The organism is Winogradskyella flava (assembly GCF_014243395.1).
GTDB classification, from domain to species: domain Bacteria; phylum Bacteroidota; class Bacteroidia; order Flavobacteriales; family Flavobacteriaceae; genus Winogradskyella; species Winogradskyella flava.
The window spans coordinates 696,774-715,022 of record NZ_JACLCP010000001.1 but is presented as its reverse complement, the minus strand read 5'-3'; the positions used below and the strand labels follow the sequence as shown (position 1 = coordinate 715,022).

General features: G+C 35.4%; 17 protein-coding genes. 5 read left to right on the top strand and 12 right to left on the bottom strand.

The window, feature by feature from the left end:
* Position 1 precedes the first annotated feature (1 nt).
* From H7F21_RS03155 to H7F21_RS03125, 7 genes are all read right to left on the bottom strand, one after another.
* Positions 2–502 carry a hypothetical protein gene (locus H7F21_RS03155; protein ID WP_185787768.1) on the bottom strand — a complete coding sequence of 167 codons (501 nt, stop codon included), beginning with the start codon at positions 500–502 and terminating at the stop codon, positions 2–4.
* A 46-nt stretch (positions 503–548) separates the two neighbouring features.
* A complete protein-coding gene (locus H7F21_RS03150) occupies positions 549–1,586 on the bottom strand; it encodes a vWA domain-containing protein (RefSeq protein ID WP_185787767.1) in 1,038 nt (345 codons plus the stop codon).
* On the bottom strand, positions 1,579–2,583 hold the full coding sequence (locus H7F21_RS03145) for a vWA domain-containing protein (RefSeq protein ID WP_185787766.1): 1,005 nt from the start codon (positions 2,581–2,583) through the stop codon (positions 1,579–1,581). Before H7F21_RS03145 ends, H7F21_RS03150 begins: the two co-directional genes overlap by 8 nt.
* Positions 2,583–4,292, bottom strand: coding sequence for a hypothetical protein (locus H7F21_RS03140; RefSeq protein WP_185788543.1), 1,710 nt, complete (start codon positions 4,290–4,292; stop codon positions 2,583–2,585). Before H7F21_RS03140 ends, H7F21_RS03145 begins: the two co-directional genes overlap by 1 nt.
* Before the next feature lie 7 nt (positions 4,293–4,299).
* Positions 4,300–5,166 (bottom strand): DUF58 domain-containing protein, encoded by an 867-nt coding sequence (locus tag H7F21_RS03135; RefSeq protein ID WP_185787765.1) that lies wholly within the window; start codon positions 5,164–5,166, stop codon positions 4,300–4,302.
* A gap of 74 nt (positions 5,167–5,240) precedes the next feature.
* The gene (locus H7F21_RS03130) at positions 5,241–6,242 is read right to left on the bottom strand and encodes an AAA family ATPase (protein ID WP_185787764.1); all 1,002 of its coding nucleotides are present in this window, start codon (positions 6,240–6,242) and stop codon (positions 5,241–5,243) included.
* A 156-nt stretch (positions 6,243–6,398) separates the two neighbouring features.
* On the bottom strand, positions 6,399–6,965 hold the full coding sequence (locus H7F21_RS03125; RefSeq protein WP_185787763.1) for a DUF4382 domain-containing protein: 567 nt from the start codon (positions 6,963–6,965) through the stop codon (positions 6,399–6,401).
* Between the two features lie 105 nt (positions 6,966–7,070).
* On the opposite strand from H7F21_RS03125, the gene H7F21_RS03120 reads away from it, so the two are divergent.
* Genes H7F21_RS03120 through H7F21_RS03105 form a run of 4 tightly spaced genes read left to right on the top strand, consistent with a single transcriptional unit; the run spans position 7,071 to position 10,934 of the window.
* Complete coding sequence (locus H7F21_RS03120; protein WP_343067442.1) at positions 7,071–7,934, top strand: aldo/keto reductase; 864 nt, start codon at positions 7,071–7,073, stop codon at positions 7,932–7,934.
* Between the two features lie 48 nt (positions 7,935–7,982).
* Complete coding sequence (locus H7F21_RS03115; RefSeq protein WP_185787762.1) at positions 7,983–8,741, top strand: SDR family NAD(P)-dependent oxidoreductase; 759 nt, start codon at positions 7,983–7,985, stop codon at positions 8,739–8,741.
* Between the two features lies 1 nt (position 8,742).
* Complete coding sequence (locus H7F21_RS03110; protein ID WP_185787761.1) at positions 8,743–9,804, top strand: hypothetical protein; 1,062 nt, start codon at positions 8,743–8,745, stop codon at positions 9,802–9,804.
* Positions 9,801–10,934: an ATP-binding protein gene (locus H7F21_RS03105; RefSeq protein WP_185787760.1), complete on the top strand. Its 1,134-nt coding sequence runs from the start codon at positions 9,801–9,803 to the stop codon at positions 10,932–10,934. Before H7F21_RS03110 ends, H7F21_RS03105 begins: the two co-directional genes overlap by 4 nt.
* Before the next feature lie 208 nt (positions 10,935–11,142).
* On the opposite strand, the gene H7F21_RS03100 is transcribed toward H7F21_RS03105, so the two are convergent.
* From H7F21_RS03100 to amaB, 5 genes are all read right to left on the bottom strand, one after another.
* A complete protein-coding gene (locus H7F21_RS03100; RefSeq protein ID WP_185787759.1) occupies positions 11,143–12,330 on the bottom strand; it encodes a DUF1501 domain-containing protein in 1,188 nt (395 codons plus the stop codon).
* Between the two features lie 2 nt (positions 12,331–12,332).
* Positions 12,333–13,706, bottom strand: a complete 1,374-nt coding sequence (locus H7F21_RS03095; protein WP_185787758.1) for a DUF1800 domain-containing protein — start codon at positions 13,704–13,706, stop codon at positions 12,333–12,335.
* Between the two features lie 151 nt (positions 13,707–13,857).
* On the bottom strand, positions 13,858–14,379 hold the full coding sequence (locus H7F21_RS03090; RefSeq protein ID WP_185787757.1) for a hypothetical protein: 522 nt from the start codon (positions 14,377–14,379) through the stop codon (positions 13,858–13,860).
* A 23-nt stretch (positions 14,380–14,402) separates the two neighbouring features.
* Positions 14,403–15,332 carry an OmpA family protein gene (locus H7F21_RS03085; protein WP_185787756.1) on the bottom strand — a complete coding sequence of 310 codons (930 nt, stop codon included), beginning with the start codon at positions 15,330–15,332 and terminating at the stop codon, positions 14,403–14,405.
* Positions 15,333–15,481: 149 nt separating this feature from the next.
* On the bottom strand, positions 15,482–17,035 hold the full coding sequence (gene amaB / locus H7F21_RS03080; protein ID WP_185787755.1) for an L-piperidine-6-carboxylate dehydrogenase: 1,554 nt from the start codon (positions 17,033–17,035) through the stop codon (positions 15,482–15,484).
* Positions 17,036–17,154: 119 nt separating this feature from the next.
* Here amaB and H7F21_RS03075 point away from each other — a divergent pair, with 119 nt between their 5' ends.
* A complete protein-coding gene (locus tag H7F21_RS03075; protein WP_185787754.1) occupies positions 17,155–18,234 on the top strand; it encodes an isoaspartyl peptidase/L-asparaginase family protein in 1,080 nt (359 codons plus the stop codon).
* Positions 18,235–18,249 lie beyond the last annotated feature (15 nt).

Below are 18,249 nucleotides of genomic sequence, written 5' to 3'. Positions count from 1 at the left end.
CTTACTCCTCTTTTAATTTAAATTCCGCTTGAAGATAAACAGCTTTCCATTGACCATCTTTATAACTTCCTAAAGTAAATTTATAGGTTCTGTCATCAACATATTCCCAGCAATCACTAACCATCGCTTTTCCATACTTGCAATGGTAAAATATACCCATATCCTTAAATTCAACAGTACCTTGTGTCACGCCACCGAATACATCAAACTCCCAAAACTCAATGGTGTCCTTTTCGGCATCGTATTTTCGTATGCCATGATTCCTGCTACCATATTCCGTTTGTGCTTCGTTTGTAAATCCTTTAGATTTTGCAACGACTATCATTTTGTTTAAGTCATAGTTATAACTGACTTCCTGCTTGAACTCGTAACCATTAGACCACTCGCCTTTAGCAATCCAAGTTTTGTCCACAAGATTGTCAAAGCCATCTAGTTTATTATCTTGGCTCCAAACTAAAAGTGGCATCAAGAATAACACTAGATATGTCTTCGTTTTAATCATATTCTAAAATTAGCAAACCCTTTAACGATATAACGTTAAAGAAAATCTAAAAGTTCTCATTAAACAAATTCAACTTCTTCAGCCATGCTGTTTTTCGTTCCAAAAAGAAAATATCCAAAAACAACAATAAAATACCTAGACCCAAAAACCATTGAAATTGATCCTTGAAATCGGCAATTTGTTTGGACTCAAATTCCTTTTTATCCATCTTATCTAAAATGTCTTTGATGGCATCTACTACTTCAGTGGTATTTCTTCCATTAATATAAACGCCATCTGTTTCTTCAGCAATTTCCTTAAGAGTTGCCTCATTTAATCGGGTTATTACTGTTTCTCCTTTATTGTCCTTTTTGTAATTGAGTACAACGCCATTCCTCTTTATAGGAATAGGACCTCCTTTAATATCACCAACGCCTACAGTCAATATTCTAATTCCCTCGTCACTAGCTTCTTCTGCAATATCAACAGCTTCACCTTCATGATCCTCGCCATCTGAAATAATAATTAAAATACGATTGGTTTGTTCCTCATCATCATAATAAGTTTTTGCTAGTTGAATCGCCTCACTAATGGCTGTTCCTTGTGAGGACAGCATATCGGTATTCATATTCTGTAAGAACATTTTTGCAGAAGCATAATCCGTTGTGATAGGCAATTGTGGAAAAGCTTTGCCAGCATATGCAATAATACCTACACGATCACTCGCTAAACTATTTATGATTTGTGTTACTAATTGTTTGGATTTTTCTAAACGATTTGGAGCGATATCTTCTGCCAACATACTTTTAGAGACATCCACTGCAAAGACAATATCCACACCTTGGCTTCGAACTGTTTCTAATTTTGTTCCAATTTTTGGATTTACCAATGCCAAGGACAAACAAGCAAAAGCAGCACATAGTACTACAATTTTTAAAATACTTTTGAATAAGGACTGATTCGGACTTAAACGCTTCAGTAATTCACTATCAGCAAATTTCTTTTGAGCAGAACGTCTCCAAACTTGCAATAATAAAAATAGCAGAATAATTACCGGGATAACCAGTAATGTCCAAAACCATATTTTCTCATCTAGTCTAAACAAAGCTTCTAAATATTGTGTTTCTTAGCAGTATTTCAATTAAGAGTAATAGCCCAGCCAATAGCACTAACGGTCTATACTTCTCATCGTAATTGTAATACTTCTTTTCTTCTATTTCGGTCTTTTCGAGTTTATTGATCTCTTTATAAATTTCTGCTAATTTCTTATTATTTGTAGCTCTAAAATATTTTCCTCCTGTAGCATCAGCGATTTCCTCAAGCAATTTCTCATCAATTTCTACTTGCTGACGACCATATCTAAATGTTCCGTTAGAATTAATAGACACTGGAGATAATGCCATACCGTTGGTACCCAAACCAATGGTATAAACCTTGATACCATATTCTACTGCTAATTCGCTAGCAATCTTTGGATCTATAAATCCTCCGTTATTAACACCATCGGTTAAAAGAATGATGACCTTACTTTTGGCTCTACTATCTTTAAGTCGATTTACAGATGTTGCCAGCCCCATTCCTATCGCTGTACCACCTTCGATAATTGTATTGTACTTAATATCCCTTAATGAACGCTGTACAATCGATTTATCACTTGTAATAGGTGTTTTTGTATAGGCTTCACCTGCATATTCTACCAAACCGATTCTATCATTTGGTCGTCCATCAATAAAATCGGCCGCAACTTCCTTTAAAGCTTCCAATCGATTTGGTCTTAAGTCCTTTGCCAACATACTGGCTGAAACATCAATAGACATGACAATATCTATTCCTCTGGTAGTTTTAGTCTTAGTAGATACATCTACAGTTCGTGGTCTCGCCAAAGCCGTAATCAATAATCCTAAGGCGATTAGTCTAAAGGCAAATAAAACATGTCTAAATTTTGACCAAAACGATGAGGTCATTTGAAATCCTTTAGTACTTGATATTTTAAGTTCTGCTGTTTGCCTATTGTGTTTAAGGATATACCAAAGTAGTGCTATTGGCAAAAGCAATAGAAACCAAAACAATTCTTTATTTAAAAATTCTATATTCTCAAACATTATTCTTCCTCCTCTTCAACGGGTTCATCTGGATTGAGTTCAACTGAATCTAAAATACGTTCAACCACCTTATCTGCATAATCATCATCTCGAGGCCAAGTTACTATGACCTGCTGCAACACATTTTGTTGATTCGAAAACAACAACATTACATACTCCGCATCTACTTCTCTTTCCCTATTAGGCATTTTAAGACTAAACGTTCCATAGGTTTTTAAACCCTCTGCGGCATTTGGTGTTATAAATTGTTCGCGCTTTACTGTAATATCTGTTGCGCCTTTGGACTCAAAGCCTTGAATACCTCCTTCTGAAATCTTGAACAAATCAAAAATTGGTTCAGCATTTTCATCTTGTGGTTGTTCTTGTTGTGGAACATTGAGCGTGGTGTTATTCACAGTAACACTAAAAATATCCAACAATGTGCCGTACATAAATGTGGTCATTTGAATATTTTTCTGTTCTTCTTCACTCAATACTGAATCTAAGCTTACGCGCTTTAAAACCCTAGGCGTTTCTATCCAAACAGGCGGAAAACCATAAGCACTTTCAACCCATTCACTTTCTAATAGCTCCTTACTTTCATGGCCAATGATGGTATCCTTAACATAATCGAAACCGTATTTAATACCAAAACCGACAAATGTGGCAATGAGCAAGAACAGTGAAATGGCAACCGTTAGAATGACTTTTCTACGCTTCTTTCTTCGTTCTTGTGCTTCTCTATATTGCTGGTCTAAAAGTTTTTCTTCTTCTGTTGGTTCTGGCAAACTTGCTTTTACATGATCTATTTCCTTGGTAATAGTCGCTTTATCCATTTCTGCTAAGGCCGTATCTGGAGCCGATTTCGCAAACTTTACTAGATCGGCACGTTTTAATATGGACTCTAAGTTTTTAATGGTGTCTTTAGTTAAAGAGACTTGATTGCCCTCCTTTAATAACTGAAGTCTAGAAATTAATTCGTCCGTTGTACTTTCTAAAGCACGATCGTAGACTTTTTCGTCAAGATAGTTTCTGATAATGAATGTTAATTCTGAATAGTATTCCTTGACCTCAGAACGGATTAAATATTGACTTTCATCTAATTTCTGTAGTGCTAGTTTCGCTCTATCGTAAGCCGGTAATAAGGCAATTTCCTCTTCTTCAGTTAATGGTTTTTGCCTCCAAATAAACCACCACAATAAAAACGCAACCAAAGCAATTGCTGCTAAAATACCCAATAGCCATTTCCACCAATTGCCACCACTCTTATCGACATCGATAATCGGTTTGATATCGTAGAGTTTTTGTTTGGTCGTATCAACCTCAACCGTACCAACATCTATACGAAGTGAATCTGTAAAGAATGGCTTATCTCCAATGATTATTTTTTGCCTTGGAACGGTATACGAACCTGAATCGAACTGAGTAAGTTTATAAATTCTAGATAGTTGAAACTTAGCGTCCTTTTTAGTGGTATCAATTTTCGAAGCTTCGACGGATTCCAATGGTAGGAAGGTCTGACCTTCAGGAAAGACAACCAAAGCTGTAGAGTCTGCCTCTACATTAATTTTATAGTTGATTTGTTCTCCTATTCGGATTTTAGTCGTGTCTACTTCTGTTTTAACTTGGGCAAAAGAACTAAAAGAAAAAAGAAAAAAGAATGCAGAACATAGACTAAAGAAGACTTTTTCTTTCAGCCTGAAATTCATTATTCGTAAATCGAAATTCATCATTTAATTATCCTCTTTGTTTAAAATAGCCCAATAGCTTTCGCACATAACTTTCATCGACACGGCAATCTATTGTGCCAGCACCAGATTTTGTAAAAGCATCTTTAAAATAGTTAACCTGTTCATTATAAAACTTTCCGTAAGTGTCACGCACTTTTTTGGAAGCTGTATTTACTAATAGCAATTCTCCTGTTTCTTCGTCTTCCATTTGCACCATACCTATGTTTGGAATGGATGCTTCATGCTTATCGTAAATTCTGATTCCTGTAATGTCGTGCTTGCCTGCGGCTATTTTTAAGGTCTGTTTATAATCGTCTGCTATAAAATCTGAAAGCACAAATACAATAGCTTTTTTCTTCATGACATTAGACAGGAATTTAAAGGCTTCTGCCACATTGGTGTTTTTGCTTTTTGGCTTAAACTCCAATAATTCCCTGATAATTCTGAGTACATGTGAGCGCCCTTTTTTTGGCGGAATGTAAAGTTCAATATCATCTGAAAATAAAATCAATCCTATTTTATCGTTGTTCTGAGTCGCAGAAAACGCTAGAGTTGCAGCAATTTCCGTGACTATTTCATCTTTGAATTGATTCTTGGTTCCGAAGAATTTACTTCCTGAAACATCAGCCATTAACATCATGGTTAATTCGCGCTCTTCTTCAAAAACTTTTATATAGGGTTCATTATAACGTGCTGTAACATTCCAATCGATATTTCTAACATCATCTCCATATTGATATTGACGTACTTCAGAAAAAGTCATACCACGCCCCTTGAAAGTCGAGTGGTATTCTCCTCCAAATATATGATCAGACAAGCGACGTGTCTTGATCTCTATTTTTCGTACTTTTTTTAGAAGTTCTTTAGTATCCATTTATCAATTTTCGATTGAAGATTGTTGATTTACGATTTTTAAAATCGTCATTCGTAATGCTAAAATCTAAAATTTTAAGGTACTTCGATTTCGTTTATAATCTTATTGATGATATCTTCTGAAGTCACATTTTCTGCTTCCGCTTCATAAGTAATACCTATTCTGTGGCGCAATACATCGTGAACAACAGCACGCACATCTTCCGGAATCACATAACCTCTTCGTTTAATAAAAGCATAGCATTTTGCTGCAATAGCTAAATTGATACTCCCACGAGGAGATGCTCCAAATGAAATTAAAGGCTTTAAATCTGCTAATCTGTATTTGTCTGGATAACGCGTAGCGAAAATAATATCGAGTATATACTTTTCAATCTTCTCATCCATATACACTTCTCTAACTGCTTCCTGTGCACTTAGAATTTGCTTAATGGACACTACTGGATTCACTTTTTCGTAGGCGCCTTTAAGATTGGCTCTCACTATAAGTTGCTCCTCATCTAGCTTTGGATAATCAATTACCGTTTTTAACATAAAACGATCCACCTGGGCTTCTGGCAGAGGGTACGTTCCTTCTTGCTCCACTGGGTTCTGAGTAGCCATTACCAAGAATGGTTTATCTAAGATAAAGGTTTCGTCTCCAATAGTTACCTGCTTTTCCTGCATGGCTTCCAATAATGCAGACTGCACTTTAGCAGGTGCCCTGTTAATCTCATCCGCTAGGACAAAATTCGCAAAGATCGGTCCTTTCTTAATTGAAAAATCGTTCTCTTTAATATTATAGATTAGAGTACCTACGACATCTGCCGGCAATAAGTCTGGCGTAAACTGTATTCTGCTAAAACTTGCATCAATCGCTTTAGACAACGTGTTAATAGCTAAGGTTTTTGCTAAACCAGGCACACCTTCCAATAAAATATGTCCTTGTCCAAGCAAACCTATTAACAAACGCTCTACCATGTGTTTTTGACCTACAATGACCTTATTCATCTCTAAGGTCAATAGGTCTACAAATGCACTTTCTTTTTCAATCTTTTCATTAATTGATTTAATATCAATCGTACTCGTTTCTTCCATGTTTATTCTATTTAAGAGCTAAACTATTTTAGTGATTTTTTCAAGAGTGCAAAATGTTAAAATTATTCGGTAGTTGCTGTTAACAATTGGTTAAAAAATAAAGGGCTATACCAATGATATTGCCCTTTTTTCTCAATTAATTATGGATTAGGATAATTAATATTCGATTTGTCGTATTAAAGTATATAATTTAGGGTTTAAAACCATCATATTTTCAGCTCCATTAAAACTAATAGATTCATCGATATCAAATTCGATAACAACATCATAGCGTCGCTTAGAATCTAATTGAGTACCTATAAGATTGGATGGTTTGGCATTTCCTAGACTTACAACATCCAAACTATGTAAAACATTGTTGATGTCCATAAAATTATTATCTCCAAGTACCAGTCTTATTTCGTAAACATAGTCTGCTTGAATCTCAAAGTCATCTACCAAAATTAGTGGGTTACTCTCTCTTAAATCACAGGCATTAAAAGTTCCCCGATTTATTGCATTTAGGCTTATCCAAGCTCCTGGGCTTTCATTTGCATTCACCTTTATCTGCACATCCTGAATATCTATATACACCTTATTGAGCTCACCAGTAACACTTTTTAACTTTACAGTTATACTCGTAAAATTCTCATTGTTATCCATGTCATCCTTAGAACAGCTTGCAAGGCAAACTGAAAGCATAAGCATTAAAAAGAGTGATTTTAGAGGTTGTAAATGTTTCATGATTTGGGTATACAGAATAATTACATAACAATAATATTCTATTCCTTTGCTTTTGAGTATTTTTATACACCAATTGCAAAAAAATCCATATAACCTGAAAAAAAAGTGACATATTCTCGATTAATTGCAGGTACTATGACCTGGGGAAGTTGGGGCAAGCAACTCTCAAAAAAAGAAATGGTAAACTTAATGAACCATTGTCTTGCCAATAACATTACAACTTTTGATCATGCCGATATTTATGGTGCCTACACCACCGAAGACGATTTTGGAAATGCTTTCGCAGATTCTGGTATTAAGCGTGAAGATATTCAACTAATCTCTAAATGTGGCATTCAATATGTTTGCGAAAATCGAGATAATACCGTTAAGCATTACAACTATGATAAGGATTATATTATTTGGTCAGTAGAAGAGTCCCTTAAACATCTAAAGACCGAATATTTGGACTTATTGCTATTACATAGGCCAAGTCCTTTAATGGTTGCTGAAGACATAGCAGAAGCCATTACCATTCTAAAAAAGGACGGCAAAATTAGGGACTTCGGTGTTTCAAATTTTACACCATCTCAAATGGATATGATTGGCTTTCGTATGGATATTGATGTCAATCAAATTGAGTTTTCTTTGACTCAGCATTCAGCCATGCATGATGGTACTCTGGATTATGTAAAAACTTGTGGAATTAAACCTATGGCTTGGTCTCCTTTAGGTTCAGTTTTTAGAGAAGATAACGAGCAAACTAGACGTATTCATAAGCAACTTGGAGAACTTATGGATAAATACAAAGCAACGGAAGATCAATTGTTATTGGCTTGGATTATGAAACATCCAGCCGGTATTCATCCAGTGGTTGGCACAACAAATAAAACACGATTGACCCAAGCCATGGAAGCCTCAAAAATAGATTTGAATCTAGAGGATTGGTTCTTGATTCTAGTGGCTAGTCAAGGACATAAAGTACCTTAAATTAGAATTAGTCGCCGTTTGCAGTAAAACAAGTTGAAAAGGAAAATTATGAATGAAAAAAAAGTCGCACTGATAACTGGTGCAACGAGCGGAATAGGCAAAGCTACGGCAGAAGCGTTTGCTAAACATGGTATTAACTTGGTATTATGTGGACGTAGGCAACAACGTTTAGATAGTATTGAAAAAGCATTATCTAAACAAACAGATGTCCATACCTTGAATTTTGATGTGCGCGATAGAGAGAAAACCCTCGAGGCCATAGCTTCCTTGCCTAAGGAATTTCAGGATATTGATATACTCATCAACAATGCTGGTAATGCTCATGGTTTAGACCCAATACAGACTGGCAGCTTAGATGATTGGGACGCGATGATGGATATTAATGTAAAAGGGCTTCTTTATGTCAGTAAGGCTATCATACCAGGAATGACGGAACGGAAAGTAGGTCATATTATCAATATAGGTTCTTCAGCTGGAAAGGAAGTTTACCCAAAAGGTAATGTTTATTGCGGCAGCAAACATGCCGTTTTAGCTATTACTGAAGGCATGCGCATAGATTTAAATCCATTTGGAATAAAAGTCACCGCTATTAATCCTGGACTAGTGGAAACCGAATTTTCCGAAGTACGGTTTAAAGGTGGAAAGCAAGCAGAGGGCGTTTACAAAGGTTATAAAGCCTTACAGGCTGAGGACGTTGCTGAGGTGATTTATTTTGCAGTCTCGCGGCCTGCTCATGTTAATATTGCTGATGTACTAATGTTTTGTACGGCGCAAGCAAGTTCTACTGTAGTGAAGAAAGAAATTTAAAATGAATATTACTTATCTACTAGGTGCTGGAGCCAGTTACGAGGCTTTGCCAATTGTTAATCAAATCGAAGATAGACTTTTACTTTTTTCTGAATTGTTTAAGCCAACTATGATTGATATACCTAACGGCTCAAAGTTTTTTCAACCCATCAGCTCTAATCCTTCTAATGCTTATTTATCTGATTTTGAATTTAGGTCTGACGCTTTTCATGATAAGTATAAGTTAATTGAGAAAGTTTATGAGGATATTATTTGGCTCCACGACGAATCTAAAAACCAAAGCAGTATAGATACTTTAGCAAAAAAATTATTTCTACAAAAAGATTATAAAAATCTGAAAAGACTTAAAATAATTATGTCCTGTTTTTTTTATTATTGTCAAGTAGAAAAGTTTGATAAAAGATATGACAGTTTTTTTGCGTCTATATTAGAAGAACTAGATTCATTGCCTCATAACATTCGTATAGTCTCTTGGAATTATGATTCACAATTTGAAATTGCATTTAAAGAGTTTTCTAAGGGTTCAATCGATTCAACAAAAAAAGCACTAAGTGTACAAATAAATGGCCTAGATAGAAATGATTCATTCAATCCAAATAGTTTTTCTATTTTCAAACTAAACGGATCCACGGGTGAAATTAATGGTCAATTTCTAAAAAGTTTTGACTCAGATCTAAATCAAGTCATTAATGAAGTCTTAGAAATTTATGAACCAAGCGTTTATAGAAAATTTGAGTCTACAATGTCTTTTGCATGGGAAAGTAATTCTAAAAGTGTCGAATTTTCTAGCAACTTATGCAAATCAATAATGGATACTGAATTACTCGTAGTAGTTGGCTATTCATTCCCTTTTTTCAATAGAAAATTTGATACTGACATTCTGAGTTATATGTCTAACCTACAAAAAATATATGTTCAAGATCCTAATAATTCGGATGGTATAATCCAAAAAATAAAAAGCTTAATTCCTGATAAGGAAGCGTATATTGATGGATATTATACAGATATAAATTATCAACCCATTACATATAAAGATCAATTCTTCATACCAATAGAATTTTGATTAACAAAAGGCTACTCATAAAAAACTTACTGGCTCATAACGATGAGAATAGTTTCTATGACAAAAAGCGAAAGGTAGACATTAGCCATCAAGAGGGTAAGGCCAAGTTCTTGAAACATATCTGCGCATTATCTAACAGCAATCCCAAAAACAACGCCTATATAGTCATAGGAGTCGAGGACGAAGACAATGACATTATTGGTGTTGACTTTTTTGACGACAGTAAAATCCAAAACCTTATTAATGCCTATTTAACGCATCCGCCAATTGTTCAATACGAAAATATCCCTTTTCCTCATTTACCAGATGATAAAGTCGTTGGACTTGTGACCATTAGACCTATAGATAAAATCACATCGCTAAGAAAGAATATATGGAAGTACTATGGTGGCTCAGTCTTCTTTAGAGATGGCAGTATGAGTATGCCCAAGGTTTTTGATATTGAAATTAAGGACCTTAACTCTAAAATAGTGTCTGCTATTGAAAATCATGCGCAAAACAATATTGAGCTAACACTTGATGGTGTTTTTGACTTTATGAATAAACGTCAGGATTTTAATCCGCAGTACAACGTTTTTAAGGAATATTTTGTGCTCTGTTGGTCTGGTCATAAAAAGCATGTTAAGAATGAAATATTCTATTCGCGCGTAGATATTGAATTAATAAACGAACAGGTGCGATTATTTTACTCGGCATTGGATGAAGTCGCTATTTTCTATGATGAAAACTCATTTAAGATTGTTGAATATGTGAGGCTTGGTCTACAGCAATCCTATAAATATTATAAACTTGAAGAGAAAATTATTCACTTTAATGATAGCGCAAATTATTCGATTGAAGCCAACTTAATTTTTGACCCTCCACAATTTGACAAGAAAGTATTACATCATATTTACAATACCAATAATGCCATCTTAGAGAAGCTTGAAAAAGGGATAACCCTAGCCGACCATGAACGATTAGATCTAGAAAATTTAGCTGCCAGTTATTTGATTTGTTACCTCAATGGTTTTGAAGATGCTTTACCTAAACTAGATTATGCCAAAACATATATTAAAAAATATGATTCTGAGTTATACAAGTCCTACAAAGAAACCATTAGAATTTTAAGGAAAGTGAAATACAATTAGATCGTCGGATTTATCGAATATTTTATCCTTTATTTCTGCATCTTATCGAAGCTCTTACAAAAACACTACAGATTATACATTTTTTTCGACCATTCATCAAAAATTTTAATGACTAAGCAAAATAACTCGCATCTTTGAATTGCTATTAATCAATTATATAACCTTGTTTCACTATTGCGAAAGCAAAAAATGAAACAAGGTTTTTTAGTTATATAAAGTGTAATACTTCTTGTTTTGAATTGATAATTCCTTTCGTTGAAACGTTCATCCATTTAGATAGTATTGTAGCATAAACAGACCTAAAGTCAATTTCATATTTTAAATCACCATTCGTATCTAAATCCGTTAGACTTGCCAAGTTGTTATAGAAACCTGCTGTCTTAAGATTTTTACCAATTATAAATACGTTGTTTGCAGCACCGTGATCTGTACCATTAGCTGCATTTTGCTTAACACGTCTTCCAAATTCAGAAAAAGTTAGGATCAAGGTATCTTCAAATGTTTCATTTCGTTTTAAATCCTTTACAAAAGCAGATATACTTTCGGCATATTGTTCTAATAATCTAGATTGTTTATTTTGCTGATTGGCGTGTGTATCGAATCCACCTAGTGAGGTATAAAAGACTTTCGTGTCCAAATCTGAATTTACAAACTGCGCCACATTTTTAAGCTGCTTTGCAAAATTATTTTGGGGATAATCCTGTTGCGATAATTTTACTTTTGTTTTCTCATAGATATACTTGGCAGAAGATTTAGCCTCTATCATGGTTTGATAGAGATAACCCAAATTGTGCTCACTTAAATGTGTGTCATTGTAATGGTTAAGGACACTTTTAAAAAACGGGTCTTTGGCCGTTTTATACAGTGCCTTATAATTGTTGGTGGCAATGCCGTTAAAATGTTCACCTTTCATTGCCAAGCTCAATTGCTCATCCATTTCTATGGCATTGTATGGTTTTTGTCCATGCGCATCTAAATAACGACCTAGCCAGCCACTTTGTAAATACTCATCCGAGTCGCTTGCGGTTTGCCAAATATCCATTGATCTAAAATGCGACCGTACAGGATTTGGGTATCCCACATTATTAATGATGGACAGCTCGCCATTATCGAATAGAGACCGTAAAGGTGCTAAGCTTGGGTGAAACCCTAAATTATCGTTTAGCCTAATGATATCTTTCGTTATGGCTAAACGTGGTCTAGCATTATAGTAAACATCATTATTATGAGGAATAATAGTGTTCAATCCATCATTCCCACCAGCAAGCTGAACAATAACTAATCGTCTATAACCCAATTTTTCTGTAGCAACTGACTCAAAGGCTTTTACAAAACTTGGAACAAAAAATAAGCTACTCGCTAATGCAGAATCTTTTATAAATTTTCGTCTATCCATAACTAACACATTTGATATTCTGGCAACGACATTAGCTGAACACAATAATCACGCTTGGATGCCTTGCTCAATGTTTTTAAGTAATCTGCTGTACCTCTATTAATATTTCCTTGAATAATAATTTCTGATAGATTTTCAGTTTCAATAGATTTAAAATTCTCTAAAAATGCATCCCAATTTGGTAAGGTCTTAAATGGTAGTTTGTCCTTACTTCTTTTAAAGTATTGATTTTTAAATTTATCATTGAAATCTCCATATTCCTTAAGAGAAATCAAGGCGTTATTTAATAGTAGAGATGGTATTTTCAGTCTAGACATAATAGTATTGGCATCTATCCAAGCTTTATCACCTTTCCAACCAGCCACATTTGGAGGGTCTAACAATATCTGGCCCAATAGTCTCTGTATAACAAGTATATCTTTTTTTCTTTCAAATTTAACCGGAACCGTATTTGCTATACCAACTAAAAACTCTACTGGCGCTTTAATTTTAGAACCTATATTCTCCTCAGCATAGAACCAATCGGACATAAACACAAATCGCATTAAATCTTCAATATTATAGTCTTTGTAAAACACATCCGTCATCGCAGAAATATGTGTTTTGTTAGGAATAGGGTTTACGAAATAACGATAGACTTTTTCTGAAATAAAACGTGCGCACTGTTTTTTTTCTAGTATAATGTCTATAATATCGTCACCATCATATCTACCAATACTTCCTAAAAATACTTTGGATCCATCATCGTGCTGACGCTCTCTAAATACAAACTCTCCGCTAAAATTATGATTATATCCCGTAAAAGCCCTTGCGCTTTCTTTAATATCTTTTTCTGTGTAATGCCCTTCACCCAAGGTAAATAACTCCATAAGCTCACGTGCAAAATTCTCATTGGGTTTACGCTTCCTGTTTTGTTTACCATTTAAATATTTAAGCATTGCTGCTTCTTTGGAGATCGCTTTTACAAACGCTCTAAAATCTCCCAAAGCAAAGGATCGAAGTGAATTATTATAATGTAATGCGTGCTTTGGGTTTTGGTCTCTGCACACAAAGTGATTGGCCCAAAACAAGGTCATCCGTTCTCTCAATAGTTCTTTAGGGTCTATTAATCGTTGTACCCAAATAGGGTTTAGCTCTCGAACTTTTTTTCTACCCTTTTGAGTAATCTCGCGAGCTAATGAGGGATGATTTCTAAGATCTATAGGGTCAATGCCGTCTAAATATGACAGATCAATGTCCAACGGAGTAACAGTATTAGAATCCGTGATAAGTGCATCAACAACACTTTTTCTATTCTTAGCATACGTATTGGCCTTTTTATGGTCCATTCCAAAACCTGCACGCCAATATAAATGTTGAAGTTCTTTTCGTGTCATATAGTGTTAGACATAAGATATGAATATTGGTTTAATTGTTACAATAATTATTCCGAAGCTACGCTTCAAAAGTTAAGTCCTTGTTACACATTGAAATTAAAAACCGTTTCTAAAATAGAAACGGCTTTTGATTTTACTTATTTCAATGATTTTATTTTCCGCCATCAAGCTCATCTTGCCATTTTAGCAAGTCTGCCCAACGTCCTTCATAAGCCATTTTGGCCTGATCTGGCCATGTGTTTGGTTTGTGTACTCTAAAACGTTCTCCTCCGCTATCCAATACGCTTTGGCATTTATCAATAGAACACTCTGACAAGGCTTTCCAAGTTTTCACATCATGATTGTGAAATAACTCTTGAATCTTAGGGCCAATGCCTTCTACAATTGTTAAGTCATTCTCTTTTATTTTCTTACCAAAAACGGCCTTAGCTGTATCTGCATCAAAAGCAATAGCACTTGCACTAGCTGCAAAAGACGACGTTAAATTAGCGTTTGCGGATTTTAAATCGGCTTCAATGGATGATCTTAAATTATTGCAAGCCTCCAGGTCTGCTTCTAGTTTTGCAATTCTATCGCTATCATCGTTACCTCCTCCTAGAAGTCTTCCTAGTAAATAGCCTAGTAATGCACAAATTGCACCTACAAGTAATGGGATTAATATACACCAGTTCATAATTTTATAATGTTTTAAGTTTGTTAGTTTATAGTGATTACGGTACGTCTATTTTTAGTACGCCCCTCTTCTGTTTTATTATCTGCAATAGGATCTGTCTGTCCTTTGGAAGAAGCTTCAATATTGCTATCTAAAATACCATTTCTAATCAAATAGTTTTTGGCAAAATCCGCTCTACCTTGTCCTAAAGTCATATTCTGATCAGCATTTCCTGTATTGTCAGTATGGCCAACCACTTGAACCTTAACACCGAGCTTATCTATACAACGTGAGATATCCGCAATTTTTTGACGTTGCTCTGCCGTTAAATTGATTTGCGCAGCACCAGTTTTGAAGTACAGTACAATCGGATTCTTTCTTATAGAGTCACAAGTCGCTTCCAAGGCTTCGTCTACCGCATCTTCTTCTAGAGTTACAATGCCAAATTTCAATGGTCCAAACAATGTATTAGCATCATCTGGATTAATAGTGTCATTCAATGCTCCATGCGTATCGATCTGCCTAGCAGGTACGCCTTGAGATACTAAATAGTTTTTAACGGTATTCGCTCTAGCTAAACCTAAGTTGGGATATGCCGAATTATTGGTTTCGTCACTACGATAATAGCCAGTAATATCAATATCCTTCAAAGGATTTTCCAATAGATAATCTTTCAACTTTACAACTTCAGAAGTTATATTTTCTGAAATAGGTTTTAAGATTGAAAAGTTTGATGTTTTAAAATTAAAGTTGTCATTAATTTTAATGTTGAAGTTGCCATTGGCATCAGAAATAGATAATGCGTTCCGAGTCGCTGGAACAACTTCAGGTTCTGCTACATTATTAGTATCTTCGGTTACGACCTCTTCTCCATTAGGAAAACAGTGACAATCGTCACAGAGGTAGCAATACAATAGGGTACCAATAATGATAGTAAGTAAAATACCTAAAAGGTAAGATGTTTTTTTACTCATTAGTTAGTGTTTTAAGTTATAGATTATCAAGATATTAAAAATTTAACATCTTTCTGCAATAATTAGGAAACACTAAAGCGGGAAAAGTCACAAATGAAAAAGCCACATCATACGATATGGCTTTATAAATCTTAATTATCTCTTAGCTCTTATAGATCGAATTTAATTCCTTGTGCTAAAGGCAACTCGTCTGAATAGTTTACGGTATTGGTTTGTCTCCTCATGTATACTTTCCATGCATCAGATCCAGACTCACGTCCCCCACCTGTTTCTTTCTCACCACCAAAGGCACCACCAATTTCCGCACCAGAGGTTCCGATGTTTACATTGGCAATTCCACAGTCAGAACCAGCATATGATAAGAATTTTTCAGCTTCTTTCATTTCATTGGTCATGATCGCAGAAGATAAACCTTGAGCTACGCCATTTTGTTTAGCAATAGCATTTTCTACATCTCCAGAATATTTCATTAAATATAAAACTGGAGCAAATGTTTCGTGCTGTACAATTTCAAAATGATTTTCAGCTTCAACAATTGCTGGTTTTACATAGCATCCACTTTCGTAACCTTCTCCTTCTAAAACACCACCTTCTACTAATACATTTCCACCTTCAGCTTTTGCTTTTTCAATTGCAACTAAATAGGTGCTTACCGCATCCTTATCAATCAATGGGCCTATATGATTTTTTTCATCTAAAGGATTACCAATAGTTAATTGCCCATAAGCTCCAACAATAGCATCTCTTACTTTATCATAAACCGATTCGTGAATAATTAAACGACGTGTGCTGGTACAACGTTGTCCACAAGTTCCAACAGCACCAAATACGGCACCTGGCACCACCACTTTTAAATCTGCGGATGGTGTTATGATTATAGCATTATTTCCGCCTAATTCCAATAATGATTTGCCAAAACGTTTAGCTACTGTAGCACCAACAATACGTCCCATTCTAGTAGAACCTGTAGCAGAAACTAAAGGAATTCTTGAGTCCGTTGTCATAAACTCACCAACTTTATAATCGCCATTAATAATACAGGAGATTCCTTCTGGATAGTTATTTTCTTTTAAGATGCCTGCGATAATATTTTGACAAGCTACAGAACACAAAGGCGCTTTTTCTGATGCTTTCCAAACACATACATCACCGCAAATCCATGCTAAAGCTGTATTCCATGCCCAAACTGCTACCGGGAAGTTAAACGCAGAGATAATACCAACCACACCAATTGGGTGCCATTGCTCCCTCATCACGTGTCCTGGACGTTCGGAAGGAATGGTTTGACCGTTTAATTGTCTTGATAAGCCTACTGCAAAATCACAGATGTCAATCATTTCTTGGACCTCTCCATAACCTTCTTGTAAAGATTTACCCATTTCATAAGACACCAACTTTCCAAGAGGCTCTTTTAAATCTCTTAATTTATTACCAAATTGACGTACTACTTCTCCACGAACAGGTGCTGGCACATCTCTCCAAGCTAAAAATGCTTTGGTTGCGGCATTCATGACTCTATCGTAATCCGTCCTTGTTGTTGTTTTTATTTTACCAATTAATTGACCGTCTACAGGAGAATAAGATTCAATAATTTCACCATTAGAGAACCAGTCAGAACCGGTTGAAGTCCCATTATTTACATCCTTTACTCCTAATTGTCGTAAAGCCTCTTTTATTCCGAAATCGGTAGCTACAGCTTCCATATATGATTGTTTTTTATGAATTATTAAATTTTGCCACGAAGTTACTAATAAATTGTCAGTTTCACTTGAAGAGTACACTCTAAAAATGTAACTTTAAAGCTTATAAAATTTAACCTGTCATGAAAATATTTATTCCATTTATTCTTGTATTATTTTTATGTCTTGCTTGCAAAAATGAAACTTCTTCCCTAGATACCGCAGCAGCTGAAAATTCAACGGATGTAAGTTCCGAAAAGCCCGAATTTGCAATTATCATTCATGGTGGAGCAGGCACCATTCTAAAAAAGAATATGACACCAGAAAAAGAAGCGGCTTATAAGGCGAAATTAGAAGAAGCAATTAGAGTAGGCTACGAGGTTTTAAAAAATGGAGGAAGCAGTCTTGATGCTGTTACGAAGACCATTAATGTGATGGAAGATTCGCCACTATTCAATGCAGGAAAAGGTGCTGTGTTTACCAATGCCGAAACTAATGAATTGGACGCCTCTATAATGGATGGAAAAACGCTTAATGCAGGAGCTTCGGCTGGAACTACAACCGTTAGAAACCCTATTGATTTAGCAAGGGCTGTCATGGACAACTCCAAACACGTGATGTTATCTGGTAAAGGTGCCGAGTTATTTGCCAAAGAACAAGATTTAACATTAGTTGAACCCTCTTATTTTCATACAGATAGACGACTAGAATCTCTAAAACGTGTGAAAGAACGTGAAGCCAAAAAAGCAGGTAAAGTAGATACAGAATCTGCGTATCTAGATTTCTATGATGCCGATATTAAAAATGCTAAATTCGGAACTGTTGGCTGCGCTGCTTTGGATAAAAAAGGAAACTTAGCCGCAGGTACCTCAACAGGCGGCATGACCAACAAACGTTATGGTAGAGTTGGCGACGCGCCAATTATTGGGTCTGGTACTTACGCTAATAATGCGACTTGCGCTGTATCGAGTACGGGTTGGGGTGAATATTTTATTAGAGCGCAAGTGGCGCATGATATTTCTGCACTTATGGATTATAAAGGCTTAAGTCTCAAAGAAGCTTCTAAAATAGTCTTAGATAAGGTTGCGGCTTTAGGTGGCGATGGCGGTATTGTTGCTGTTGATAAAAACGGTAATATGGTTGCCGAATTTAATACTGCTGGTATGTATCGCGCTACTATGAATGATCAAGGGGAGTTGGAAATTGGGATTTATGAGCAATGAAAAGTCTTGCCCAAT